Genomic DNA, 23351 nt, shown 5'->3' on the forward strand with positions numbered 1-23351 from the left:
ATGGCGAAACTGCATGATAAATACCAAGAGACTGTTGTCGCTGAACTTGCTAAAAAGTTCGGTTATACCAGTGTCATGCAAGTCCCTCGGATTGAGAAAATCACCCTGAACATGGGTGTTGGCGAAGCAGTTGCAGACAAAAAAGTTATGGAGCATGCGCTCCGTGATATGACTGCGATCGCTGGTCAAAAACCAGTAGTAACTGTTGCTCGTAAATCAGTTGCTGGTTTTAAAATCCGTGAAGGCTACCCTATTGGCTGTAAAGTGACCCTGCGCGGTGAGCGTATGTGGGAATTCTTAGAGCGTTTAGTCGATATCGCAATCCCACGTATTCGTGACTTCCGTGGCTTAAGCGCTAAAGCGTTTGACGGCCGTGGTAACTACGCAATGGGCGTGCGTGAGCAGATCATTTTCCCAGAGATCGATTACGATAAAATCGATAAAATTCGCGGTATGGATATTGTTATCACTACCTCTGCGAAGACTGACGAAGAAGGTCGTGCTTTGTTAGACGCTTTTAACTTCCCATTCAAGAAATAAGGGTAGCGTAATGGCAAAATCATCAATGAAAGCACGTGAAGTTAAACGTGCACAGCTCGTAGCTAAGTTCGCTGAAAAGCGCGCCGCTCTTAAAGCTATTATTGTCAGTCCAACTTCTTCTGACGAAGATCGTTGGGATGCAGTATTAAAGTTGCAAGCTCTACCACGTGATTCCAGCGCTGCGCGTCAACGCAATCGTTGTAATCAAACTGGTCGCCCACATGGTTTCCTACGTAAGTTCGGCTTAAGCCGTATCAAGTTACGTGAAGCAACCATGCGTGGTGAAGTTCCTGGCCTACGTAAGGCTAGCTGGTAAGCACTTGTCACGGAGTAAGCTAATATGAGCATGCAAGATCCTATTGCGGATATGTTAACCCGTATTCGTAACGGCCAAGCTGCTAACAAAGTATCTGTGAAGATGCCTTCTGCTAAGTTGAAAGTCGCTATTGCGAAACTGCTTAAAGAAGAAGGTTACATCGCTGATTACGCCGTAGCAGATGAAGCCAAGCCTGAACTGGAAATTACTTTAAAGTATTTCCAAGGCCAACCAGTCGTTGAGACTATCCAGCGCGTAAGTCGTCCTGGTCTTCGTATTTACAAAGGTAAAAACGAACTTCCAAAGGTGATGGGCGGACTGGGTGTCGCAATTGTGTCCACTTCTAAAGGCTTGATGACTGATCGTGCCGCCCGCCTTGCAGGCATGGGTGGCGAGGTTATCTGCTACGTAGCATAAGGAGCTAGGAATGTCTCGTGTAGCAAAAGCACCAGTATCTATTCCAGCTGGCGTAGAGGTGACCTTAAACGAACAGACCCTGACCGTCAAAGGCGCGAAAGGTAGTCTGACTCGAGTGATCAACAATGCGGTCAATGTTGTAATTGAAGATGGCGTAGTTAAGTTCCTCCCTGTTGAAGGCGTAGTTAACGCTTGGGCACAGGCTGGTACAACTCGTGCATTAGTAAACAACATGGTTGTTGGTGTATCTCAAGGTTTTGAGCGTAAGTTAAAGTTAGTTGGCGTTGGTTACCGTGCGAAACTCGTCGGTGCTGATATTGACCTGACTTTAGGTTTCTCTCATCCGTTAGTACACAAACTGCCCGCAGGCGTTACTGCAGAGTGCCCTAGCCAAACTGACATCGTCCTCCGTGGCGTTGATAAACAGTTAATTGGCCAAGTCGCTGCTGAGATTCGCGGATATCGTCCACCAGAGCCATACAAAGGCAAGGGTGTTCGCTATGACGACGAAGAAGTACGCCGTAAAGAGGCTAAGAAGAAGTAGGTAACGCGATATGGATAAGAAAACATCTCGCTTACGTCGCGCTATTCGCGCTCGTAAGAAGATCCAAGAGCTGGGCGTGAACCGTCTGGTTGTACATCGTACACCGCGTCACATTTATGCTCAGGTGATCAATCCTGAAGCTCAGGTGGTGGCAGCTGCTTCAACCGTGGAAAAAGCGGTTAAAGAGCAACTGAAGAGTACCGGTAACGTAGACGCGGCTAAAGCAGTAGGTAAGTTTGTTGCTGAGCGCGCGATCGAAAAAGGCGTAACTTCTGTTGCGTTCGATCGTTCTGGTTTCAAGTATCACGGTCGTGTAGCTGCTCTAGCAGATGCTGCTCGTGAAGCTGGCCTCCAGTTCTAAGGGGTTATAAAAATGGCTAAATTAGAAGCTCAGCAAAAAGACGATCTGCAAGAGAAATTGATTGCAGTTAATCGTGTTTCTAAAGTAGTTAAGGGCGGTCGTATCTTTAGCTTCACAGCACTAACAGTAGTGGGTGACGGTAATGGTAAGGTCGGCTATGGCTATGGTAAAGCGCGCGAAGTTCCAGCAGCAATTCAAAAAGCTATGGAAAAAGCCCGTCGTAACATGGTGACCGTGGAGTTGAATGCAGGTACTCTGCATCACCCAGTTAAAGGTCGTCATACTGGTTCACGTGTATACATGCAACCAGCATCACAGGGTACCGGTATTATCGCCGGTGGCGCAATGCGTGCCGTATTGGAAGTAGCAGGCGTTCATAACGTTCTGTCAAAAGCATACGGTTCTACTAACCCGATCAACATCGTTCGCGCGACTGTCGATGCATTGGTGCACATGAAGTCACCTTCGCAAATCGCAGCTAAGCGTGGCCTGAATGTTGACGAAATTCGGGGGTAATGCACCATGGCAACTAAAACTGTAAAAGTTACTCAGACTAAAAGCGGTATCGGTCGTTTACCGAAACACCGTGCAACCTTAACAGGTCTTGGTCTGCGTCGCATTGGTCACACTGTTGAATTAGAAGATACTCCTTCTGTTCGCGGTATGATCAACAAGGTCTACTACATGGTTAAGGTGGAGGATTAATAGATGCGTTTAAATACTCTATCTCCAGCTGCAGGCTCTAAGCATGCACCAAAGCGCGTAGGCCGTGGTATGGGTTCAGGCTTAGGTAAAACAGCGGGTCGTGGTCATAAAGGCCAAAAATCTCGTTCTGGTGGCGGTGTACGCCCTGGCTTCGAGGGTGGTCAAATGCCACTTAAGATCCGTTTACCTAAATTTGGTTTTACCTCGCGTCGCGCTATGGTAACAGCTGAAGTTCGTGTACTCGAACTAGCTAAAGTTAACGGTGATGTTATCGACTTAAACGCTCTGAAAGATGCGAACGTTATTACTCGCAACATCCAGTTTGCGAAAATTGTTCTTTCAGGTACCATTGAGCGCCCTGTGACTGTTAAAGGTCTGAAGGTAACCAAAGGTGCACGTGCAGCGATTGAAGCTGCTGGCGGTAAGATCGAGGAATAATACGTCGATGGCAAAACCAGGACTTGATTTAAAAAGCGCGAAAGGTGGACTTTCTGAGTTGAAAGCTCGCCTCCTGTTCGTGATTGGTGCGATTATCGTCTTTAGAGCCGGTTCGTTTGTGCCAATTCCTGGTATTGACGCAGCTGTATTAGCAGAGCTGTTTGCTCAGCAAAGTGGAACCATCCTTGGCATGTTTAACATGTTCTCGGGTGGTGCCCTTGAGCGTGCTTCTATCTTTGCATTGGGTATCATGCCGTATATTTCGGCATCTATCATTATGCAGTTATTGACTGTGGTGCATCCTGCACTCGCTGAACTGAAAAAGGAAGGCGAATCAGGACGTAAGAAAATCAGTCAATATACTCGATGGGGCACCTTAGTGCTGGGTACATTCCAGTCGGTCGGTATAGCAACTGGGTTACCAAATTTAGTGCCTGGCCTTGTGGTCAACATTGGTTTTGGATTCTACTTTGTTGCGGTTGTCAGCTTAGTTACTGGAACTATGTTCCTGATGTGGCTAGGTGAACAGATTACCGAACGTGGTATAGGTAATGGTATCTCGATTCTGATTTTCGCAGGTATTGTTGCTGGATTACCTTCCGCTATCGGCCAAACGGCTGAGCAGGCGCGTCAAGGTGACTTGAATGTGTTAGTATTGTTGTTGCTCGCGGTGATTGTATTTGCTGTGACTTACTTCGTCGTATTTGTGGAACGTGGTCAACGCCGTATCGTCGTTAACTATGCTAAGCGTCAGCAGGGCCGTAAGGTGTTCGCTGCGCAGAGCACGCATTTACCCTTGAAGATAAACATGGCGGGTGTAATTCCTCCAATTTTTGCGTCAAGCATCATTTTGTTCCCAGGCACACTGGCTCAGTGGTTTGGTCAAAATGAGTCTATGTCATGGTTAAGTGATTTTTCACTGGCTGTGTCACCAGGACAACCGCTTTACTCATTATTATATGCAACAGCAATTATTTTCTTCTGTTTCTTCTATACTGCGTTGGTGTTTAACCCACGTGAGACAGCTGATAACCTGAAGAAGAGTGGTGCATTCATCCCTGGGATCCGTCCTGGAGAACAGACTTCGCGTTACATTGATAAAGTAATGACCCGTTTGACATTAGCAGGCGCGTTATACATTACCTTTATCTGTTTAATTCCGGAGTTCATGTTAATCGCATGGAAAGTACAGTTCTATTTTGGCGGTACTTCACTACTTATTATGGTAGTTGTGATCATGGACTTCATGGCTCAGGTTCAGACCCATATGATGTCTCATCAGTATGAGTCTGTGATGAAGAAAGCTAACCTAGTAAACAAAGCGAATTTAGATCGCTTTGGTCGCTAATTAGCTTTACGGAGTGATGAAATGAAAGTTCGAGCTTCCGTGAAGAAGATCTGCCGTAACTGCAAGATCGTCAAGCGTAGTGGCGTTGTACGCGTTATCTGTGTTGAACCAAAACACAAACAGCGTCAAGGCTAATTAAGAAAATTTGTTCAGCCCAATTTTGGGCTGAACAAAATATTGTTTGCAAATCTGTCAGCTGTCGAGTATCCTTTCGGGCTTTTCGCAGTTGGCCTTTAACTTAAGGAGTGCATAGTGGCCCGTATCGCTGGCATTAACATTCCTGATCAAAAGCATACAGTCATCGCATTGACTGCAATTTTCGGCATCGGCCGTACTCGCGCTAGAGCAATCTGCGCGGCTACAGCAATCGCTGAAACTGCTAAGATCAAGGAATTGAGCGAAGCTCAAATAGATACACTACGCGAAGAAGTCGCCAAATACATTGTAGAAGGTGACTTACGTCGTGAGATTTCAATGAACATCAAGCGTCTTATGGATCTTGGTTGTTATCGTGGTCTCCGCCATCGTCGTAGCCTGCCTCTTCGTGGGCAACGTACTAAGACCAATGCGCGTACGCGTAAAGGTCCACGTAAACCAATTAGAAAGTAACGGGAAGGTAAAGCAATGGCTAAAGTTCCGTCACGTTCTCCGCGTAAGCGCGTACGTAAACAGGTTGCAGATGGCATGGCTCATATCCATGCTTCTTTCAACAACACTATTGTCACCATTACAGATCGTCAAGGTAATGCGTTGTCATGGGCTACTTCAGGTGGTTCAGGTTTCCGTGGTTCACGTAAATCTACTCCATTTGCTGCACAGGTGGCTGCTGAGCGTGCAGGTGCTGCTGCTCAAGACTACGGTTTAAAAAACCTTGAAGTGTTTGTGAAGGGTCCAGGTCCAGGTCGTGAGTCAGCCATTCGTGCGCTGAACGCTGTTGGTTATAAAATTACCAACATTACCGATGTGACGCCGATCCCTCATAATGGTTGTCGTCCTCCTAAAAAGCGTCGTGTATAACGCCGTTTCATTAGGATAGTTGGAGAAAGATCATGGCAAGATACTTGGGTCCCAAGCTCAAGCTCAGCCGCCGAGAAGGTACAGACCTTTTCTTAAAAAGCGGTGTGAGAGCAATCGATTCAAAGTGTAAACTGGAATCTGCACCTGGACAGCATGGCGCTCGTAAGCCACGTCTGTCAGAGTACGGTTTACAGTTACGCGAAAAACAAAAAGTTCGTCGTATTTACGGTGTGTTAGAAAAACAATTCCGTAACTACTACAAAGATGCTGCACGTCTGAAAGGCAACACTGGTGAAAACCTGTTGCAACTTTTAGAAACCCGTTTAGATAACGTTGTTTATCGTATGGGCTTCGGTGCGACTCGTGCAGAATCACGTCAGCTAGTAAGCCATAAATCAATTATGGTTAACGGTCGTGTTGTTAACATTCCGTCATTCAAAGTGTCTGCGAATGATGTTGTGAGCATCCGCGAGAAGTCACGCACTCAAGCTCGTATTAAAGCGGCTTTAGAAGTGGCAGCTCAACGCGAGAAGCCTACATGGGTTGAAGTCGACAGCGCGAAAATGGAAGGTGCTTTCAAGCGCGTTCCAGAACGTAGCGATTTGTCTGCGGAAATTAACGAACAGCTGATCGTCGAGCTTTACTCTAAGTAAGGCTAACAAACAAGAGAGGACACAATGCAGGGTTCTGTTACAGAATTTCTTAAACCGCGTCTCGTTGATATCGAGCAGGTTAACTCAACACGTGCCAAGGTTACACTGGAACCGCTTGAGCGTGGTTTCGGCCACACTTTAGGTAACGCGTTGCGTCGCATCCTATTGTCGTCTATGCCCGGCTGCGCGGTTACCGAAGTCGAGATTGACGGTGTACTGCACGAATACAGCAGTAAGGAAGGCGTACAAGAAGATATCCTTGAGATCTTGTTAAACCTGAAAGGGTTAGCAGTGACTATCGAGGGTAAAGACGAGGCTATGCTTACGTTGAGCAAGTCCGGCGCAGGCCCTGTCATCGCAGCAGATATCACGCATGATGGTGATGTCACTATCGTGAATCCTGATCATGTTATCTGTCATTTGACTGGTAACAATGATATCAGCATGCGTATTCGCGTTGAGCGTGGTCGTGGTTATGTGCCAGCATCTGCTCGTGCACAGACCGAAGACGATGATCGCCCAATCGGCCGTTTGCTGGTTGATGCTTCTTTCTCGCCAGTCGCACGTATTGCCTACAATGTAGAAGCAGCTCGTGTTGAACAGCGTACTGACTTGGATAAACTCGTTATCGATATGACCACTAACGGTACTATCGATCCTGAGGAAGCTATCCGTCGTTCTGCAACCATCTTAGCCGAACAGCTGGATGCGTTTGTTGAGCTGCGTGACGTGACTGAGCCAGAATTGAAAGAAGAGAAGCCGGAGTTCGATCCGATTCTGTTGCGTCCTGTCGACGATTTAGAGCTAACTGTACGTTCGGCTAACTGCTTGAAAGCCGAAGCGATTCATTACATCGGAGATCTGGTACAGCGTACTGAAGTTGAGCTGCTTAAGACCCCTAACCTAGGTAAGAAATCTCTTACTGAAATTAAGGACGTTTTGGCTTCTCGCGGACTGTCGTTAGGTATGCGTTTGGAAAACTGGCCTCCAGCTAGTTTAGCAGACGACCTATAAGTCTCAGGTTTGTACAGATTTAGGTTATAAGGATTAGGTCATGCGCCATCGTAAGAGTGGTCGTCAACTTAACCGCAACAGCAGCCACCGCCAAGCTATGTTCCGTAACATGGCAAGCTCACTGGTTCGTCATGAGATCATCAAGACAACCGTAGCTAAAGCGAAAGAACTGCGTCGCGTAGTTGAGCCTCTGATAACACTTGCTAAGAGTGACAGCGTTGCAAACCGTCGTTTAGCGTTTGCACGTACTCGCGACGCTGAAGTCGTAGGTAAGTTATTTACTGAGTTGGGTCCACGTTACCAGGAACGTCCTGGTGGCTATACCCGTATCCTTAAGTGCGGTTTACGTGCTGGTGATAAAGCCCCAATGGCTTACATCGAGCTAGTTGGTCGCCCAGAAGCTGCTCAAGCTGTTGATGTTGAAGCTGCTGAATAATTAAGGTTACACATTTAAAAAACCGGGCAATAGCCCGGTTTTTTTATGCCTTTCATTCGTCTTTAATCCACCCATAGCGTTTGTTTTTCTATCTCTTTAGGTAGGTTTAGCTGCCATTTCTCAACCCCTTGCCGACTGAACATATAGGTTCCAAGGTCATCCGTTACCGGAAAAATATCCTCTGGTTTTTCACCTGTAAGGATCTTTGCTGCCATTTTCGCGGCTATGGTTCCGTGATGATAGCCATCTAACACATAGCCACCTATGTTACCATCAGCGGAGACACTGAATCCCCAAAACCCAAAATTAGGAACAGGGGTATTTTCCGCAATCCATTTAAGCAGTTGTTCGGCGTCGACAGAGTGATTACCTTCATCTCTTACTGTTTGATAGAGTGCTATAACAATAGCGGTAAAACCTTGTTTCTTGGCTGTCAGTACTTGTTGCTGCCATTCCTCTAGGCGATTCAGTTGTACTACGTTGACCTCAATATCACTCAACATGCTTGATTGCTGTTTGCTAATGTAATCGGCCGCAAGTTTTGATGTATTACTTTGATCGAACATCACCAATATTTTTCTATGTTCTGATTTTGGTAACAGCCGATGGATAAGGATTAATGAGCGCCGAAGTAATGGTCTTTCAAGTACACCGGTGAACAGTTTATGTTCATTGAGTTGGTACTCTCTTGGATTCATATTGACCCCGAGATAGACCACGGGTATTTGACTGATATTTAATCTTTGATGCAGGAAATTAACGGCATTATCGTCAGCCAGGATCACAAGCTGCGGCTTTTGTTGCTCGATAAACTGCCAGGCCCGATCGGCCTGTGCTGCATATTGGTTCTTAGGTATACGTTTCGTATCCATTTCAAAATAACTCACTTCATGTTGCGGAGTGAGATTATCGAGAATGGCTTGATAATATTGTTTGTCCCACAGATAACCTTGATGATAACTTTCAATAACAACCACTTTCGCAGCATAGACGTTAGTAAAGTTGCTGCAAAATGCGAGCAGAAGTATTAACAGAGATCGGTTGACTATGGATGTTATAGAAGTCATGTGCAGTTTGTTTTATGGAAACTGCTTTTATTATAGTTCAGCTTTTATCGCTGAAATTTAGGAATAAAAAAGCCTCACGAAGAGGCTTTTGCAATGGAGATGGATTACTTAGGCGCCGCCGTATTCTGCTGGCTGTAATCGAGTTTTTCGTGTTTTTGGCCCATGGCCTCGGCAACTTCTGGTGGCATATAGTTCTCATCATGCTTAGCTAAAACTTCAGTTGCTGCGAGTTTGCCATCTTCACCTAACACGCCCTGGGCGACAATGCCTTGTCCTTCACGGAATAGATCGGGCAATAGGTCATCATAGGTTACTAGGATTTCACCACCCAATGAATCGTGTACTGCGAATTGCACATGCAGACTGTTTGGATCGCGTACCATTGAGCCGACAGTCACCATACCACCTACACGAATACGTTGTCCTACTTCCGGTTTTACTCCTGTATCAGTTTTGCCGTGAACAATCTCAGAGGGCGTATAGAACAGGTTAAGGTTGGAGTTCAGCGCATACAGTAAAAGCGAAGCAATCGCGGCAACACCACCGATTAATGCTACAGCTAGCGTCAGTCTCTTTTTGCGTCTTGGGTTCACGATTTGGTACTCCTAGTTTCTTTAAGGCGTTCTTCGCGGTTCATTTTCTTCGCAATCTCAATCAGTACTTTGCGTTTTTGACGCGCACTCGTAATGATGAGTGTAGACAAGCAGAAGAAGGTTACACCGTAGGATAGCCAGACATAGAATGCATAGCCGCCCATATTGAAAAAATCACTGATTGAATCGAATTGCATTATTTGACCTCCTCAGCCTTTGCAAGTTCACGCACCCAAGGGCGCATGCCATTCCTTGCTAGAATCTCTGCTTTAAATCTCACAATAGTGATGGCGCCTATCATAAGGCCGAAACCTAAAATATTGATTAAAAGTGGATACAACATTTCAGTCGACATGGTCGATTTCTCGGTAATACGGATAGTTGATGGCTGATGTAATGAACTCCACCATTCAACTGAGTATTTGATAATAGGGATATTAATGACACCCACGATCGCCAAGATCCCAGCAGCACGAGCCGCAAGCACTTTATCTTCAAATGATGCATAAAGTGATATTACGCCTAGGTATAGGAAAAGTAGCACGAGTTCCGATGTCAAGCGTGCATCCCACACCCACCAAGTACCCCACATAGGTTTACCCCATGCAGCCCCGGTGAAGAGTGCAATAAAGGTGATGACAGCACCAATAGGTGCGATGGACGCTGCGGCCCAATCCGCCAGTTTGACCTGCCAGACTAATCCAATAAAGGCGGCTGTCGCCATACCCATATAGGCGGCCATAGACATTGATGCGGCCGGCACATGGATAAAGATAATACGGTAGCTATCACCCTGTTGGTAGTCTGTGGGGGCAAATAGCAATCCCCAGACTGTGCCAACGGTAATGAAAAGACAGGCTAAGGTAGCAAACCAAGGAAATAAGGTTCCTGATAATTTATATGCGCGTTCAGGATCCGCGTAAGGGTGTAACCATTTCCACATTTTAGTTAGTACTCACTCGCAGAGATGCACCTATTGCAAAGGGTGCCAAGGTTAACGAACCGATCAACATAGCGCCAATTATAGCGAGCTGACCATCATAGGGTAAATTCATTCCTGCCGCATCTATAGCGCTAGTTGCGAAAATGAGCACGGGAATATACAGGGGCAAAATTAGCAAGCTGAGAAGCACACCACCTTTGCGTAGGCCGACCGTTAACGCTACACCAATAGCGCCAAGTAGCGAAAGAACCGGTGTCCCGAGGGCGAGTGTCGCAATGAGCGCGCCGTAACTATTGCTATCGAGATTGAGCAGCACCGCAAGCAGTGGCGCTATGATAATCAGTGGTACGCCGGTGAGTATCCAATGGGCGAGTACTTTAGCGAGTACAAGAATCGATAAGGGCTGTGGACTCAGCAGCATTTGTTCTAAGCTGCCATCACTAAAGTCGGCTTTGAATAAACGTTCAAGCGAGAGCATAGACGCGAGCAACGCCGCGACCCAAATGATCCCAGGTGCAACACGGGCTAACATCTGTGGCTCTGGCCCAATGCCTAAAGGGAATAAGGTCACGACCATCACGAAGAATAATAACGGGTTAAAAATATCACCACGGTGACGGATGGCAATTTTGAGATCCCGCTGGAGCAAGGTAAAAAATGCCTGGGTAAAGCTGATGCCTCTTTTCATTGTGCTTAACCTTATACGAAGCGATAATCTAGACGAATTTTACGAAGCCTATCATCTTTGATAATGCCCATATCTTGGTGAGTTGTGAGGATCACGCAACCTCCATTATCCGCATGTTGGATAAATAATTGCTCCAGTTCTTCAACCCCTTTTTTATCGATAGCAGTAAAAGGTTCATCGAGGATCCAAATTCTACTGTTATTGTGCCAGAGTCGCGCTAATGCGGTTCTGCGGTGCTGGCCAGCGGATAAATGTCCTGCAAGTGCTTCTTCAAAGCCAGTTAAGTTAACTTTGGCTAAAATTGACGCTGTATCAAAATCATCATAACCACTGATTCTTAAATTGAAATTAAGGTTTTCTTCGGCGGTTAATTCGCACTTTACTCCGGCAAGGTGGCCTAAATACAACAAGTCTTCATTGTATTCATCGCGGCAGCTGTTGATATCTTCATTGAGATAATAGGTTTGTCCCGCATAGGGGCGCGAAAGGCCAGCTAAAATACGTAGTAAGCTCGTTTTGCCCGCGCCATTAGGTCCTTCAATTTGGACTATATCACCAGCATTAATTTCAAAACTTAATTCATCAAACAGGATACGTTCTTCGCGGATACATGTCAGCTTGCTCGCTGATACCAGTGTGTTTACTGAAGTTATATTTGTCACTGAACCCTCTATCTCAAGCCGGAAGGAAACACAAGTGATTCTAACACAAACGTTATTGGGGGGTTTACACTTGCTTTGTACTAGATGTCAGCAATTTGATGTGGTTCCAATAACCGCAATATTTATCGAACTTTTTTACGACTTGCTAATATATTAACGAATTTGTCGTGCTTGTCGCCTGATTAGATTTACGCTGAGATTCTAATCACAAAAAGATGAGATTTATTGAAGTTTGTAGTAATCTTAGTGCGCTATTATGAGTCTGCCTTAGAAGGGCAGCGTCGAGCTTTGTACGTATTTGCATTAGGAACATTGAACATGAAAAAACTGTTAGCAATGACTGCAGTCGCTGCTTTGACTTTGTCGGTCAACGTATCAGCTCAAGAAGCTGAAGCTATTTATAATAAGGCATGTACCGTATGCCACAGCATGGGTGTTGCTGGTGCTCCAAAAGCGCATAACGCTGCAGAATGGGAACCACGCTTAGCTAAAGGTATTGATACTTTAGTGAAAAGTGTGAAAACTGGTCTAAACGCTATGCCACCAGGTGGTATGTGTACTGATTGTACTGATGAAGATTACAAAGCAGCTATTGAATTTATGTCTAAAGCTCAGTAATTTTTTCAGTGTTAAAAAAACCGGCGCAAGCCGGTTTTTTTATGTCTGCGCTAAGCCAAGACTTAGCGCTATGGGAGAAGATTTATTGTACTTGGGTATCCAGTACTAAACTTGCGGTTTCACCCACATTCACTTTGCTGATCTTGCCTTGGATATCGCCAGCCTGTGGTTTGATATTGCCATGCTTAGATAAGACGGCAATGACTTCAACACTAGCGGTTTGGCTTAATTTTACATCGCCACCCATGCTGGTGCTGTCATCCAATGTCACTGTAACAGGTAAGGATTTCGCACTGACCTTAGTCGCTGCTAACGGTACTTTAGGGCCTTCAGTTGCACGGGCGAATACAAAGATAGTGTCTTCTGGGCTAGCTTTGGCTGCAAGTTCGGGGGAGATAGAGATAGCGATACTCACCGATTTGTTCGCAACCTGAGCTTGCTTGTGTGTGTCATCGTTTGGCATACCCGTAGTTTCAGCTTTCATCCGCAAATTAGCGGTTTCGATGGCTTCCATCAAAGCGGCGCGATCAACATCGGTGCGGTTACTGTCGAGAATGGTTTGCCAAGAGGCGATCGCTTTTTGGTAATTGGCCGTGAAGAATGCATCCATACCCACGAGAAGCAGGGTAGACGGATCCTGTGGATCCATTGCCAAGGATTCATCGATCAATGCCTGAATGGGCGGCGTCATTTGCTGGCCAGCCTTGTAGTACATAGCCGTGGCTTTTGGGCCTAACAATTCAGCGTGCTTACCCACTAACTCTATGACTTTATCAAATGCGGCAATGGCTTTGTCGAATTGGTTTGCAGAGACATAGGCATGGCCTAGGCTAAACCATGCCTGGCTGTTCTCTGGCTCTGCTTGAATCTGAGCTTCCATCATTTGCACACGTTGCGCCATGATCTGCGCCGTATCCATGCCTGCATGGGGATTAGCAGGTTGGACATTATCGATGTTTTGGAAGGCACCTAAATGTTGATAGAGGTAACCCGAGATGGCAATCAAGCATACCGACATGATCGATGGCCAGAGGATGGTTTTGGGTTTGATTTGATTTACTAACGAATCATCACCCGCTTGTTTGATATCTTGTAGCAAGCTGATTTCTAGCTCTTTCTTTAGGGCATCGAACTCGGCTTGATCGAGTAATTCTTCGCGAAGCTCTTTTTCAAGCGTCGCCAGACGTTCATTAAACAGTTCGAGGTTGGTTTGTTTACGCACGCCGGCCTCTTCTGTGCGTAACAGTTTTTGTTGTCTGAAATGCGGGATCCAAATCAACGTTAGGCTGACTAACACAACAAGCGCAATAAAAATCCAAAATGTCGTCATTGTTTCTATATTCACTTTAGTTTGCATAAAAGCGGTGTTACCGCCGGCTTGGAAGCAAGATTATACGTAAAGATTATTCATTGAACAGTAATATAAGGCATTCATGACGCTGAAAGCTTATAGTTGGGCACTGGTTCACAAATTGATCCATCTTGTCAAATCAGTATGAAACTTAAGGCTCATTTATCTGTCACACCCAGAACTGTAGGCCTTATATGACTTTTATTTACCTCAAAAATTGAGAATGAGACAAGTCACCCAGTTTTGTACGAAAGAGGCAGACAGGAACAATAGCAAATACTAAAATGAGCAAAATTTCGTGCGTTTGTGTGAACAGCATGTTGTGCGTTGGTCTAGAATCTTTCTAAATCAACATATTATTAGAGACTGAGGAAAACCCATGATCCCAGAACTTGGACACTTTTCGTTGATAATAGGGGTGGCATTTGCCTTCTTATTAATCAGCGTTCCCCTAATAGGTGTTGCCCGTAAAGATCAATATTTAGTGAGATATGCGTGGCCGTTAGCGTATGGAATGTTCTTCTTTATCACTTTATCTGTGATATCACTTGGTTATAGTTTTGCCGTCGATGATTTTTCTGTCGCCTATGTCGCGCATCACTCAAATTCTCAGTTACCTATCTTCTTTAAGATTGCGGCCGTATGGGGCGGTCACGAAGGGTCACTATTATTTTGGGTATTCGCTCTGTCGACTTGGGCTGCATCGGTTGCCTTATTTAGTAAAGGCTTAGAAGAAGTGTTTACTGCCCGTGTGTTGGCGGTGTTAGCACTGATAGTGATTGGTTTTAGCTTATTTATGTTGCTCACCTCGAGCCCATTTGAGCGTTTATTCCCTATGCCAGCAGAAGGCCGTGACTTAAACCCTATGCTGCAGGATGTGGGATTAATCTTCCATCCACCTATGTTGTATTTAGGTTATGTGGGTTTCTCGGTAAGTTTTGCCTTTGCCATTGCAGCCTTAATGAGCGGTCGTTTAGATTCTGCTTGGGCTCGTTGGTCACGTCCTTGGACATTAGCCGCTTGGATCTTCCTAACTGGCGGTATCGCGTTAGGTTCTTGGTGGGCATATTACGAATTAGGCTGGGGCGGCTGGTGGTTCTGGGATCCAGTGGAAAATGCTTCCTTTATGCCTTGGTTAGTCGGTACTGCGCTGGTTCATTCTTTGATTGTGACCGAAAAGCGCGGCGCCTTCCGTAACTGGACGGTATTGCTGTCAATTTTTGCCTTCTCGTTAAGTTTACTCGGTACCTTTATCGTGCGTTCTGGGGTATTGACCTCAGTGCATTCATTCGCAGCCGATCCAAGCCGCGGTATGTTTATTCTATTACTGCTTGGTTTAGCCATCGGTGGTTCGCTGACTTTGTTTGCCTTCCGTGCCAGCGAAATGAGCAGTCCTGCGCGCTTCGAGCTGAAATCAAAAGAAACCATGCTGTTAGTTTGTAACGTGTTACTGACGGTTGCAGCGGGTACTGTACTGTTAGGCACTTTATATCCACTGCTGATCGATGCGTTAGGCATGGGTAAAATCTCTGTTGGACCTCCATACTTTAACGCGGTATTCGTGCCTATCGTTTTAGTCCTATTTGGCTTTATGGGTGTAGGTCCAATCATTCGTTGGAAAAAATCCAAAGCGGGTGAGTTAAAGCGTCAGTTATTACTGCCGGCACTTATTTCAATTGCGATTGGTGCTGTGATGCCATTTATTATTGATGGCGCCTTTAACGCTTGGGTTGCCTGTGGTATCGCTGCCGCGACATGGATTATTCTTGCGACGGCCAGAGCGGCTTATAACATTGTTAAGCCAAAAGACGGCGATGTGAGCATAGCGCGTATGGGACGCAGCCAACTTGGTATGATCATCGCTCACTTAGGCATTGCGGTTTCAGTGATTGGCGCCACTATGGTGTCTAACTACTCGGTTGAGAAAAGTGTTCGTATGGGCCCAGGTATCACCCAAGAGTTAGCGGGTTATACCTTTAAATACCTTGAAACTAAGAATGTTGTTGGTCCTAACTACACAGCGCAACAAGGTCAAATCGAGGTTTATAAGGGTGATAAATTACTGACATTACTCAAGCCTGATCGTCGCCAGTACAATGTGCGTACTATGGATATGACTGAAGCCGGTATCGACTGGGGTCTATTCCGCGATCTGTATGTGACTATGGGCGATCCTATCAGCAGCACCGAGTTTGCAGTACGTTTGAACTATAAGCCCTTCGTTCGCTGGTTATGGTTCGGGTCGATTTTTATGATGGTCGGCGGTTTCTTTGCGGCATCAGACAAACGGTATCGCTCAAAGGTCGCTGAAGTTGTTAAGCCGGAAGCTGGCAAAGCGAAATTGGCAACGGCTCAATAGTTGGGGAATGTATGAAGAAGTTGGTTCTGTTTATCCCATTGGTCATATTTCTCGCCATGGGGGTGTTTTTATATAAAGGATTATTCTTGAATCCACAGCAACTGGATTCCGCCCTAGAAGGAAAGCCTATTCCGGCTTTCCAACTGGAACGTCTCGAAACACCTGCAGAGATGATTACGAACGAGCAATTGAAAGGTAAAGTGTCATTACTCAATGTGTGGGCGACTTGGTGCCCCTCTTGTAAATATGAGCACCCTTTCTTAGTGATGTTAAAACGTAAAAATCTTCTGCCAATATATGGGATTAACTATCGCGATGAACGTGGTCCCGCATTAGAAGAGTTACGTCGTCAGGGCGATCCCTATAACGTCAATATTTATGATAAAGATGGTCGTTTAGGGTTAGATCTTGGCGTTTATGGTGCGCCTGAAAGTTTTGTTGTTGATCATAATGGTATTATCCGCTATCGCTACGCTGGTCCAATCGACCAGCGTGTATGGAGTGAAACCCTTTACCCAATGATCCAACAATTACAAGCTGAAGCAGTGAAGGATGGCGCATCATGAAAATGCTGACAAAACTCATCGGTGGTCTAGTGCTGTTGTTCAGCATGACGACCGCCGTCATGGCAACACCAGTCGATACTTACGAATTCAAAACACCTGAAAATCAAAAGCGTGGTTTGTCTTTGGCCCATGAACTGCGTTGTCCACAGTGTCAAAATCAAAACTTGATCGATTCCAATTCACCCGTTGCCCGAGATTTGCGTCTTGAAGTCTTTAAGATGGTTGATGAAGGTAAAGGAGATGAGGAGATCATCGAGTTTATGACCAGCCGCTATGGTGAGTTTGTACTCTATAAGCCCAAAATGGAGACTAAAACCTACATTCTCTGGTTAGGTCCCGTAGCTCTATTGCTATTCGGGTTACTTATCGGTTTTGTCTTTATTCGTAAGCAACGTATTAGTGGCAATGCGCCACAGGAAATCAGCGCCGAAGATCAAAAAGCGTTGGATGCGTTACTCAAGCGTGATAATAAATGAAACATCCATTAGCGACGACATTGATTCTATCTTGCCTATCCCTATTGGCTGGTGGCAGTGCTTATGCTTATCCAGGCATGCAACAGGCAACTAAACCGATAGAGTCAACGGTCGATCTTATCAATGTATTGCCTAAGACATACCCTATCAAACCCGTAGCATTTAATGATGTCGATGGCAAAGCCATCGACTTCAGCCACTACAAAGGTAAAGTCATCATGGTGAACATGTGGGCAACTTGGTGTCCACCCTGCGTAAGAGAGCTACCTGCGATTGAGAGATTGGCAACTAAGTTTAAAGCGGAAGACTTTGCGCTGTTACCAATATCCATCGATGCCGAAGGTAAACAACAGGTGCAATCGTTTTTGAACACACTCGGGATGGCAGGGTTTAACTCTTATTACGATCCTGAGCAAAACCTAGGACAAGTATTTCCACTTGACACTATTCCTGCCACCTTTATCCTAGATCAAGACGGTCAGCTCATTGCGTTTGTGCGATCTTTTGTCGATTGGGACGACGCCAAAGCTGTCTCATTAATCCAAGGTTTTATTGATAAAGGCCGTGAAAAGCCCAATTAATCGGCACTTTGCATAGAAAAGAATCGCCATTGTTTAAAAGATCGCCATGCGATCTTTTTTCATTTAAAAAGCCCTTGCGGACTTTCTCAATCTCCCTATAATGCGCATCCACTGACACGGCAGACAGCGAAAGCAAGCTGACGAGTTAGGTTGAATTGAGCAGCTTTTAAGCACTTAATTCAAGCGCAGCAAGAAGTTGAAAAATACTCCTTGACGCGAAACGGGAAATGCGTAGAATACGCAGCCCTAGCCAACTGGAAGCGTTCGGCGCTCAGTGTGGTACTCAAGTTCTCTTACGAATATTGAGTTGCTCTTTAACAAGATAAAACAAGAAATCTGTGTGGACACTCACAGGTGTTGAGTTAATCGAAACTGCTTAGCCTTAGGGTTGGCAGTCAAAGAATTAAATCAATGATGAAGAGTGTTCATAGCAATATGTACATAATTTTGATTTCACTTTTTTAAAAGTGGAAACAAATGACAGAATTCATTGAGCCGTTTGACGTAAGTCAAACAACAAAACTTTAATTGAAGAGTTTGATCATGGCTCAGATTGAACGCTGGCGGCAGGCCTAACACATGCAAGTCGAGCGGCAGCACAAGGGAGTTTACTTCTGAGGTGGCGAGCGGCGGACGGGTGAGTAATGCCTAGGGATCTGCCCAGTCGAGGGGGATAACAGTTGGAAACGACTGCTAATACCGCATACGCCCTACGGGGGAAAGGAGGGGACCTTCGGGCCTTCCGCGATTGGATGAACCTAGGTGGGATTAGCTAGTTGGTGAGGTAATGGCTCACCAAGGCGACGATCCCTAGCTGTTCTGAGAGGATGATCAGCCACACTGGGACTGAGACACGGCCCAGACTCCTACGGGAGGCAGCAGTGGGGAATATTGCACAATGGGGGAAACCCTGATGCAGCCATGCCGCGTGTGTGAAGAAGGCCTTCGGGTTGTAAAGCACTTTCAGTAGGGAGGAAAGGTTGCAGTTTAATAAACTGTAGCTGTGACGTTACCTACAGAAGAAGGACCGGCTAACTCCGTGCCAGCAGCCGCGGTAATACGGAGGGTCCGAGCGTTAATCGGAATTACTGGGCGTAAAGCGTGCGCAGGCGGTTTGTTAAGCGAGATGTGAAAGCCCTGGGCTCAACCTAGGAATAGCATTTCGAACTGGCGAACTAGAGTCTTGTAGAGGGGGGTAGAATTCCAGGTGTAGCGGTGAAATGCGTAGAGATCTGGAGGAATACCGGTGGCGAAGGCGGCCCCCTGGACAAAGACTGACGCTCATGCACGAAAGCGTGGGGAGCAAACAGGATTAGATACCCTGGTAGTCCACGCCGTAAACGATGTCTACTCGGAGTTTGGTGTCTTGAACACTGGGCTCTCAAGCTAACGCATTAAGTAGACCGCCTGGGGAGTACGGCCGCAAGGTTAAAACTCAAATGAATTGACGGGGGCCCGCACAAGCGGTGGAGCATGTGGTTTAATTCGATGCAACGCGAAGAACCTTACCTACTCTTGACATCCACGGAAGACTGCAGAGATGCGGTTGTGCCTTCGGGAACCGTGAGACAGGTGCTGCATGGCTGTCGTCAGCTCGTGTTGTGAAATGTTGGGTTAAGTCCCGCAACGAGCGCAACCCCTATCCTTATTTGCCAGCACGTAATGGTGGGAACTCTAGGGAGACTGCCGGTGATAAACCGGAGGAAGGTGGGGACGACGTCAAGTCATCATGGCCCTTACGAGTAGGGCTACACACGTGCTACAATGGCGAGTACAGAGGGTTGCAAAGCCGCGAGGTGGAGCTAATCTCACAAAGCTCGTCGTAGTCCGGATTGGAGTCTGCAACTCGACTCCATGAAGTCGGAATCGCTAGTAATCGTGGATCAGAATGCCACGGTGAATACGTTCCCGGGCCTTGTACACACCGCCCGTCACACCATGGGAGTGGGCTGCAAAAGAAGTGGGTAGCTTAACCTTCGGGGGGGCGCTCACCACTTTGTGGTTCATGACTGGGGTGAAGTCGTAACAAGGTAGCCCTAGGGGAACCTGGGGCTGGATCACCTCCTTACCTATACGACTAACTTACGCTTGTTGGGTCGACAACATGGCATCCGTGCCGAGTCGACACAAAAACATCCGTGTTTTTGAGTGTTCACACAGATAACTTGTTCTTGTAGAGCGAGTGGCACGTCTTAACGACGATGCTTGTTCTTTAACAATTTGGAAAGCTGATAGTATTAAACACAATGATGTCTGTCGTTGTGTTGATACGAAAAAAGTTTAATGCGAAAGCATTGAACATTGAGTTCTCAAACACTTTATTAAGTGTCTTGAATATTCAAGTCTAAGGCGCGTCCACTTCTTTGGTCAGAAGTGAGACAAGTAAAACCAGCTGGTCGCAACGACTCAAGTGATGTGAAACTCATTTGGGTTGTATGGTTAAGCGACTAAGCGTATACGGTGGATGCCTTGGCAGTCAGAGGCGATGAAGGACGTAGTAACTTGCGAAAAGCGTTGGCGAGCTAGTAACAAGCATTTGAGCTAACGATGTCCGAATGGGGGAACCCGGCCGCATAAGCGGTCATCATGTGGTGAATACATAGCTACATGAGGCGAACGAGGGGAACTGAAACATCTAAGTACCCTTAGGAAAAGAAATCAACCGAGATTCCCCTAGTAGCGGCGAGCGAACGGGGATTAGCCCTTAAGTCAGTGGGGTGTTAGTGGAATGCGTTGGGAAGCGCAGCGGCACAGGGTGATAGCCCCGTACACGAAAACTAACCATTGATGAAAACGAGTAAGGCGGGACACGTGACATCCTGTTTGAATATGGGGGGACCATCCTCCAAGGCTAAATACTCCTGACTGACCGATAGTGAACCAGTACCGTGAGGGAAAGGCGAAAAGAACCCCTGTGAGGGGAGTGAAATAGAACCTGAAACCGTATACGTACAAGCAGTGGGAGCGGTTCTTGAGACCGTGACTGCGTACCTTTTGTATAATGGGTCAGCGACTTACATTTTGTAGCAAGGTTAAGCGAATAGCGGAGCCGTAGGGAAACCGAGTGTTAACTGCGCGTTGAGTTGCAAGGTGTAGACCCGAAACCCGGTGATCTAGCCATGGGCAGGTTGAAGGTTGAGTAACATCAACTGGAGGACCGAACCGACTAATGTTGAAAAATTAGCGGATGACTTGTGGCTGGGGGTGAAAGGCCAATCAAACCGGGAGATATCTGGTTCTCCTCGAAAGCTATTTAGGTAGCGCCTCGAGCGAATACCATTGGGGGTAGAGCACTGTTAAGGCTAGGGGGTCATCCCGACTTACCAACCCTTTGCAAACTCCGAATACCAATGAGTACTACTCGGGAGACAGACGGCGGGTGCTAACGTCCGTCGTCAAAAGGGAAACAACCCAGACCGTCAGCTAAGGTCCCAAAGTGTATGTTAAGTGGGAAACGATGTGGGAAGGCTTAGACAGCTAGGATGTTGGCTTAGAAGCAGCCATCATTTAAAGAAAGCGTAATAGCTCACTAGTCGAGTCGGCCTGCGCGGAAGATGTAACGGGGCTAAACATACCACCGAAGCTACGGGTGCAGCCCATTAGGGTTGCGCGGTAGAGGAGCGTTCTGTAAGCCGATGAAGGTGAAGGGGTAACCCACGCTGGAGGTATCAGAAGTGCGAATGCTGACATGAGTAACGATAAAGGGGGTGAAAAACCCCCTCGCCGAAAGACCAAGGGTTCCTGTCCAACGTTAATCGGGGCAGGGTGAGTCGACCCCTAAGGTGAGGCCGAAAGGCGTAATCGATGGGAAACAGATTAATATTTCTGTACTTCCGCTAACTGCGATGGAGAGACGGAGAAGGCTAGGCTAGCGCGGCGTTGGTAGTCCGCGTTTAAGGTGGTAGGCTGATTTCTTAGGCAAATCCGGGAAATCTTAAGGCCGAGAGCTGATGACGAGGTCCTACGGGACTGAAGTAGTTGATGCCATGCTTCCAGGAAAATCTTCTAAGCTTCAGGTTAGCGGGAATCGTACCCCAAACCGACACAGGTGGTCGGGTAGAGAATACCAAGGCGCTTGAGAGAACTCGGCTGAAGGAACTAGGCAAAATGGTACCGTAACTTCGGGAGAAGGTACGCTCTTGTTGGTGATGAGACTTGCTCTCTAAGCTGACGGGAGTCGCAGATACCAGGTGGCTGCAACTGTTTATCAAAAACACAGCACTGTGCAAACTCGCAAGAGGAAGTATACGGTGTGACGCCTGCCCGGTGCCGGAAGGTTAATTGATTGGGTTATCGCAAGAGAAGCTCATGATCGAAGCCCCGGTAAACGGCGGCCGTAACTATAACGGTCCTAAGGTAGCGAAATTCCTTGTCGGGTAAGTTCCGACCTGCACGAATGGCGTAATGATGGCCACGCTGTCTCCAGCCGAGACTCAGTGAAGTTGAAATTGCGGTGAAGATGCCGTATACCCGCGGCTAGACGGAAAGACCCCGTGAACCTTTACTATAGCTTGGCACTGAACATTGAACCTACATGTGTAGGATAGGTGGGAGACTTTGAAGTTGGAACGCTAGTTCTGATGGAGTCGTCCTTGAAATACCACCCTTGTAGTTTTGATGTTCTAACCTAGACCCCTAATCGGGGTTAGGGACAGTGCCTGGTGGGTAGTTTGACTGGGGCGGTCTCCTCCCAAAGAGTAACGGAGGAGCACGAAGGTTGGCTAAGTACGGTCGGACATCGTACGGTTAGTGCAATGGCATAAGCCAGCTTAACTGCGAGACAGACACGTCGAGCAGGTACGAAAGTAGGTCATAGTGATCCGGTGGTTCTGAATGGAAGGGCCATCGCTCAACGGATAAAAGGTACTCCGGGGATAACAGGCTGATACCGCCCAAGAGTTCATATCGACGGCGGTGTTTGGCACCTCGATGTCGGCTCATCACATCCTGGGGCTGAAGTCGGTCCCAAGGGTATGGCTGTTCGCCATTTAAAGTGGTACGCGAGCTGGGTTCAGAACGTCGTGAGACAGTTCGGTCCCTATCTGCCGTGGGCGTTGGATGATTGAGGGGAGTTGCTCCTAGTACGAGAGGACCGGAGTGAACGAACCGCTGGTGTTCGGGTTGTCATGCCAATGGCATTGCCCGGTAGCTACGTTCGGAATCGATAACCGCTGAAAGCATCTAAGCGGGAAGCGAGCCCCAAGATGAGTCATCCCTAGGTCTATAAGACCTCTAAAGAGCCGTTCGAGACTAGGACGTTGATAGGCATGGTGTGTAAGCGTTGTGAGGCGTTGAGCTAACATGTACTAATGACTCGAGAGGCTTAACCATACAACCCAGATGGGTTTTGCTAAGCGAACTTAGACAGAATATATGCACTTAATGAAGTGTTGACTCAGAAAACAAACAGCTTTCCGAATTATTAAATAAGATAAGAGCCGATTTTAGTTCCTAGAATCTAGAATCTAGAATCTAGAATCTAGAATCTAGCAGCACGTAGTGCGCTCTCGAGTCTTGTTTAAAACCGAATTTGCTTGGTGACAATAGCATTGTGGTCCCACCTGATCCCATCCCGAACTCAGAAGTGAAACGCAATCGCGCCGATGGTAGTGTGGGGTCTCCCCATGTGAGAGTAGGTCATCGCCAAGCGCCTAATTA

Annotated in this window: 27 protein-coding genes and 3 rRNA genes; 23 read left to right on the forward strand and 7 right to left on the reverse strand. The window is 46.7% G+C overall.

Annotation, left to right across the window (positions count from 1 at the left end):
* From rplE to rplQ, 15 genes are all read left to right on the forward strand, one after another.
* Positions 1-540, forward strand: a complete 540-nt coding sequence (rplE, locus tag JFT56_RS01070; RefSeq protein WP_011787576.1) for a 50S ribosomal protein L5 — start codon at positions 1-3, stop codon at positions 538-540.
* Between the two features lie 10 nt (positions 541-550).
* Positions 551-856, forward strand: a complete 306-nt coding sequence (gene rpsN / locus JFT56_RS01075) for a 30S ribosomal protein S14 (protein ID WP_007644433.1) — start codon at positions 551-553, stop codon at positions 854-856.
* 24 nt (positions 857-880) lie between these two features.
* Positions 881-1273 (forward strand): 30S ribosomal protein S8, encoded by a 393-nt coding sequence (rpsH, locus tag JFT56_RS01080; RefSeq protein WP_007644434.1) that lies wholly within the window; start codon positions 881-883, stop codon positions 1271-1273.
* A 10-nt stretch (positions 1274-1283) separates the two neighbouring features.
* Positions 1284-1817 (forward strand): 50S ribosomal protein L6, encoded by a 534-nt coding sequence (gene rplF / locus JFT56_RS01085; protein ID WP_011787578.1) that lies wholly within the window; start codon positions 1284-1286, stop codon positions 1815-1817.
* Between the two features lie 10 nt (positions 1818-1827).
* Complete coding sequence (rplR, locus tag JFT56_RS01090) at positions 1828-2178, forward strand: 50S ribosomal protein L18 (protein WP_007644436.1); 351 nt, start codon at positions 1828-1830, stop codon at positions 2176-2178.
* 12 nt (positions 2179-2190) lie between these two features.
* A complete protein-coding gene (gene rpsE / locus JFT56_RS01095; RefSeq protein ID WP_007644438.1) occupies positions 2191-2694 on the forward strand; it encodes a 30S ribosomal protein S5 in 504 nt (167 codons plus the stop codon).
* Positions 2695-2700: 6 nt separating this feature from the next.
* Complete coding sequence (rpmD, locus tag JFT56_RS01100; RefSeq protein ID WP_006083582.1) at positions 2701-2883, forward strand: 50S ribosomal protein L30; 183 nt, start codon at positions 2701-2703, stop codon at positions 2881-2883.
* Between the two features lie 3 nt (positions 2884-2886).
* Positions 2887-3321 (forward strand): 50S ribosomal protein L15, encoded by a 435-nt coding sequence (rplO, locus tag JFT56_RS01105; RefSeq protein ID WP_006083581.1) that lies wholly within the window; start codon positions 2887-2889, stop codon positions 3319-3321.
* A 7-nt stretch (positions 3322-3328) separates the two neighbouring features.
* A complete protein-coding gene (gene secY, locus JFT56_RS01110) occupies positions 3329-4669 on the forward strand; it encodes a preprotein translocase subunit SecY (protein ID WP_007644459.1) in 1341 nt (446 codons plus the stop codon).
* A 21-nt stretch (positions 4670-4690) separates the two neighbouring features.
* Complete coding sequence (gene rpmJ, locus JFT56_RS01115; protein ID WP_006083579.1) at positions 4691-4804, forward strand: 50S ribosomal protein L36; 114 nt, start codon at positions 4691-4693, stop codon at positions 4802-4804.
* 117 nt (positions 4805-4921) lie between these two features.
* Positions 4922-5278 carry a 30S ribosomal protein S13 gene (gene rpsM, locus JFT56_RS01120; RefSeq protein WP_198781926.1) on the forward strand — a complete coding sequence of 119 codons (357 nt, stop codon included), beginning with the start codon at positions 4922-4924 and terminating at the stop codon, positions 5276-5278.
* Positions 5279-5293: 15 nt separating this feature from the next.
* Entirely contained in the window at positions 5294-5686 is a 393-nt protein-coding gene (gene rpsK / locus JFT56_RS01125; protein WP_006083577.1) for a 30S ribosomal protein S11, read from the forward strand.
* A 32-nt stretch (positions 5687-5718) separates the two neighbouring features.
* Positions 5719-6339, forward strand: coding sequence for a 30S ribosomal protein S4 (gene rpsD / locus JFT56_RS01130; protein ID WP_198781927.1), 621 nt, complete (start codon positions 5719-5721; stop codon positions 6337-6339).
* A gap of 24 nt (positions 6340-6363) precedes the next feature.
* Positions 6364-7353, forward strand: a complete 990-nt coding sequence (locus JFT56_RS01135) for a DNA-directed RNA polymerase subunit alpha (RefSeq protein ID WP_007644468.1) — start codon at positions 6364-6366, stop codon at positions 7351-7353.
* A 40-nt stretch (positions 7354-7393) separates the two neighbouring features.
* Positions 7394-7789 carry a 50S ribosomal protein L17 gene (gene rplQ / locus JFT56_RS01140; RefSeq protein WP_007644470.1) on the forward strand — a complete coding sequence of 132 codons (396 nt, stop codon included), beginning with the start codon at positions 7394-7396 and terminating at the stop codon, positions 7787-7789.
* A 62-nt stretch (positions 7790-7851) separates the two neighbouring features.
* Here the strand turns inward: rplQ and JFT56_RS01145 are convergent, their stop codons facing one another.
* The 6 genes from JFT56_RS01145 to ccmA all read right to left on the reverse strand — a co-directional run bounded on the left by JFT56_RS01145 (position 7852) and on the right by ccmA (position 11742).
* The gene (locus JFT56_RS01145) at positions 7852-8766 is read right to left on the reverse strand and encodes an ABC transporter substrate-binding protein (protein WP_233095557.1); all 915 of its coding nucleotides are present in this window, start codon (positions 8764-8766) and stop codon (positions 7852-7854) included.
* A gap of 194 nt (positions 8767-8960) precedes the next feature.
* Positions 8961-9449, reverse strand: coding sequence for a cytochrome c maturation protein CcmE (ccmE, locus tag JFT56_RS01150; RefSeq protein WP_198781929.1), 489 nt, complete (start codon positions 9447-9449; stop codon positions 8961-8963).
* Positions 9446-9646 carry a heme exporter protein CcmD gene (gene ccmD, locus JFT56_RS01155; protein WP_198781930.1) on the reverse strand — a complete coding sequence of 67 codons (201 nt, stop codon included), beginning with the start codon at positions 9644-9646 and terminating at the stop codon, positions 9446-9448. The genes ccmE and ccmD overlap by 4 nt, the downstream gene beginning before the upstream one ends.
* Complete coding sequence (locus JFT56_RS01160) at positions 9646-10392, reverse strand: heme ABC transporter permease (protein WP_198781931.1); 747 nt, start codon at positions 10390-10392, stop codon at positions 9646-9648. Before JFT56_RS01160 ends, ccmD begins: the two co-directional genes overlap by 1 nt.
* 1 nt (position 10393) lies before the next feature.
* The gene (gene ccmB / locus JFT56_RS01165; RefSeq protein ID WP_007644473.1) at positions 10394-11080 is read right to left on the reverse strand and encodes a heme exporter protein CcmB; all 687 of its coding nucleotides are present in this window, start codon (positions 11078-11080) and stop codon (positions 10394-10396) included.
* 11 nt (positions 11081-11091) lie between these two features.
* Positions 11092-11742 carry a cytochrome c biogenesis heme-transporting ATPase CcmA gene (ccmA, locus tag JFT56_RS01170; protein ID WP_198781932.1) on the reverse strand — a complete coding sequence of 217 codons (651 nt, stop codon included), beginning with the start codon at positions 11740-11742 and terminating at the stop codon, positions 11092-11094.
* A 318-nt stretch (positions 11743-12060) separates the two neighbouring features.
* Here ccmA and JFT56_RS01175 point away from each other — a divergent pair, with 318 nt between their 5' ends.
* Positions 12061-12360: a c-type cytochrome gene (locus tag JFT56_RS01175; RefSeq protein ID WP_198781933.1), complete on the forward strand. Its 300-nt coding sequence runs from the start codon at positions 12061-12063 to the stop codon at positions 12358-12360.
* 82 nt (positions 12361-12442) lie between these two features.
* On the opposite strand, the gene ccmI is transcribed toward JFT56_RS01175, so the two are convergent.
* On the reverse strand, positions 12443-13690 hold the full coding sequence (gene ccmI / locus JFT56_RS01180; protein WP_198783468.1) for a c-type cytochrome biogenesis protein CcmI: 1248 nt from the start codon (positions 13688-13690) through the stop codon (positions 12443-12445).
* Positions 13691-14090: 400 nt separating this feature from the next.
* Here ccmI and JFT56_RS01185 point away from each other — a divergent pair, with 400 nt between their 5' ends.
* The 7 genes from JFT56_RS01185 (at position 14091) to rrf (ending at position 23342) form a co-directional block, all read left to right on the forward strand.
* Positions 14091-16070, forward strand: a complete 1980-nt coding sequence (locus tag JFT56_RS01185; protein WP_198781934.1) for a heme lyase CcmF/NrfE family subunit — start codon at positions 14091-14093, stop codon at positions 16068-16070.
* Between the two features lie 11 nt (positions 16071-16081).
* A complete protein-coding gene (locus tag JFT56_RS01190; RefSeq protein WP_198781935.1) occupies positions 16082-16636 on the forward strand; it encodes a DsbE family thiol:disulfide interchange protein in 555 nt (184 codons plus the stop codon).
* Complete coding sequence (nrfF, locus tag JFT56_RS01195; protein WP_198781936.1) at positions 16633-17112, forward strand: heme lyase NrfEFG subunit NrfF; 480 nt, start codon at positions 16633-16635, stop codon at positions 17110-17112. Before JFT56_RS01190 ends, nrfF begins: the two co-directional genes overlap by 4 nt.
* Positions 17109-17693: a TlpA disulfide reductase family protein gene (locus tag JFT56_RS01200; protein ID WP_198781937.1), complete on the forward strand. Its 585-nt coding sequence runs from the start codon at positions 17109-17111 to the stop codon at positions 17691-17693. The genes nrfF and JFT56_RS01200 overlap by 4 nt, the downstream gene beginning before the upstream one ends.
* Positions 17694-18218: 525 nt before the next feature.
* A 16S ribosomal RNA gene (locus JFT56_RS01205) occupies positions 18219-19761 on the forward strand.
* 369 nt (positions 19762-20130) lie between these two features.
* A 23S ribosomal RNA gene (locus tag JFT56_RS01210) occupies positions 20131-23024 on the forward strand.
* A gap of 202 nt (positions 23025-23226) precedes the next feature.
* Positions 23227-23342: ribosomal RNA gene (gene rrf / locus JFT56_RS01215) — 5S ribosomal RNA — on the forward strand.
* The 16S, 23S and 5S rRNA genes sit together here, the layout of an rRNA operon.
* Positions 23343-23351 lie beyond the last annotated feature (9 nt).

Origin of the sequence: Shewanella putrefaciens (assembly GCF_016406305.1) — a bacterium.
GTDB lineage: Bacteria > Pseudomonadota > Gammaproteobacteria > Enterobacterales > Shewanellaceae > Shewanella > Shewanella putrefaciens_C.